The 1,570-nt window shown below is 68.9% G+C and carries 3 protein-coding genes; all 3 read left to right on the top strand.

The features are described 5' to 3' along the window. The first annotated feature begins 213 nt into the window (after positions 1-213). Positions 214-879: a heme exporter protein CcmB gene (gene ccmB, locus EN781_RS32225; protein WP_126057433.1), complete on the top strand. Its 666-nt coding sequence runs from the start codon at positions 214-216 to the stop codon at positions 877-879. Between the two features lie 121 nt (positions 880-1,000). Further along, positions 1,001-1,189 (top strand): heme exporter protein CcmD, encoded by a 189-nt coding sequence (ccmD, locus tag EN781_RS32220; protein ID WP_126057434.1) that lies wholly within the window; start codon positions 1,001-1,003, stop codon positions 1,187-1,189. Continuing rightward, a partial coding sequence (locus EN781_RS32215) for a redoxin family protein (RefSeq protein ID WP_348631399.1) occupies positions 1,186-1,570 on the top strand: 385 nt, incomplete at its 3' end. The genes ccmD and EN781_RS32215, both read left to right, overlap by 4 nt.

Genomic DNA, 1,570 nt, shown 5'->3' with positions numbered 1-1,570 from the left:
GATGTCGGTGCTCTACGGCGCCCCCCTCTGGCCTGCCGGCCATCTCCCCCACTTGGGGGGAGACTGGCAGCTCCGGCGCCCCGCTCATCTTTTCAATGTTGGTGATTGGCGAAATCGCCGGCGACGTCTGATCTCCCCCCTCGTGGGGAAGATGGCCGGCAGGCCAGAGGGGGGCGCGAAGGAACGCACACCTAACCAGGGGACCGCACCATAATGGGGTCCCTCTTCCTGCGCGATATCCGCCTCTCGATCCGTGCCGGCGGCGGCGCGCTCACCGGGGTCATCTTCTTCCTCGCCGTCATCGCCACCATCCCGTTCGGCGTCGGGCCGGACCTCAACCTGCTTGCCCGTATCGGCCCGGCGATCCTGTGGATCGCGGCCTTGCTCGCCTGCCTGCTTGGCCTCGACCGGCTGTTCCAGGCCGACCGCGAGGACGGCTCGCTCGATCTTCTGGTGCTCGGCCACGACCGCCACATGCTGGCGCTGACGGTGCTGGTGAAATGCCTGGCGCACTGGGCGGGCAGCGTGCTGCCGCTGGTGGTCGCCGCACCGCTGCTTGGGCTGTTCATGAACATGGAGCCGGCCGGCATCGGCGCCACCGCGCTGACGCTTCTCGTCGGCACGCCGGCCATCACCTTGATCGGGGCGGCCGGCGCCGCGGTCGCGGTGGCACTGCCGCGCGGCGGGCTGCTGATCTCGGTGCTGGTGCTGCCGCTCACCATTCCGGTGCTGATCTTCGGCGTCTCGGCAAGCTATGGCGCGGTGGCCGACCCAGCGCCGTTCCTGCAGCCCTTCCTCATTCTTGCCGCGCTGACGCTGTTTCTTGCCGTGCTCGGGCCGGCGGCGGCGGCGCTGGCGCTGCGCCATGGGACGGACTGAGCGATACGGGCTGCGGCGCGGCGGCCAATTGCGAAGCCGGAACGGCGAGGCTAAGGGAAGGCATGAACAAGCAGGGCAAAATGGCCGGGCCGGAATGCCGCATCCGCGCGGAGCGGCGGGCATGAGTGCGCATGCGCTCTATGTCACGGCTGCCTATGCCATTACGGCGCTGGTGCTGGCGGGGCTGGTCGCATGGATCCTGATCGACCAGCGCGGGCGCAAGCGCGATCTCGCCGAGCTCGAAGCCGCCGGCGTGCGGCGGCGCTCCGACAAGAGCGAGGCCCTCAAGGACAAGGGCGCGAAATCATGACTGAGAGCACGGAAACCGGAACGCCGGCGCCGCGCGCGCGTCGCCTGTTCGTCCTGCTGCCGCTGCTGATCTTCCTGGGGCTGGCCGGGCTGTTCCTGTCGCAGCTCCTGTCCGGCCGCGACGTGTCGGAAGTGCCGTCGGCGCTGATCGGCCTGCCGGCGCCGCAGACCAATCTGCCACCGCTGCAAGGCAGCACGCTGCCGGGGCTCGATTCGAAGTCGTTCGCCGGCAAGGTCACGCTGGTCAATGTCTTCGCCTCATGGTGCGCGCCGTGTCGCGACGAGCATCCGGTGCTGCTCGCTTTGTCGAAGGACAAGCGTTTTGTGCTGGCGGCGCTGAACTACAAGGATGAGCCGGAGAACGCCCGGCGCTTCCTTGGCG

Source organism: Mesorhizobium sp. M4A.F.Ca.ET.090.04.2.1, assembly GCF_003999085.1.
Lineage (GTDB): Bacteria > Pseudomonadota > Alphaproteobacteria > Rhizobiales > Rhizobiaceae > Mesorhizobium.
The sequence above is the reverse complement of the archived record's forward strand: the minus strand, read 5'-3'. Positions and strand labels throughout refer to the sequence as shown.

Coding starts and splice junctions, on each gene's coding strand:
- ccmD (WP_126057434.1), top strand. CDS start 1,001: ATGAGTGCGCATGCGCTCTATGTCACGGCTGCCTATGCCATTACGGCG.
- ccmB (WP_126057433.1), top strand. CDS start 214: ATGGGGTCCCTCTTCCTGCGCGATATCCGCCTCTCGATCCGTGCCGGC.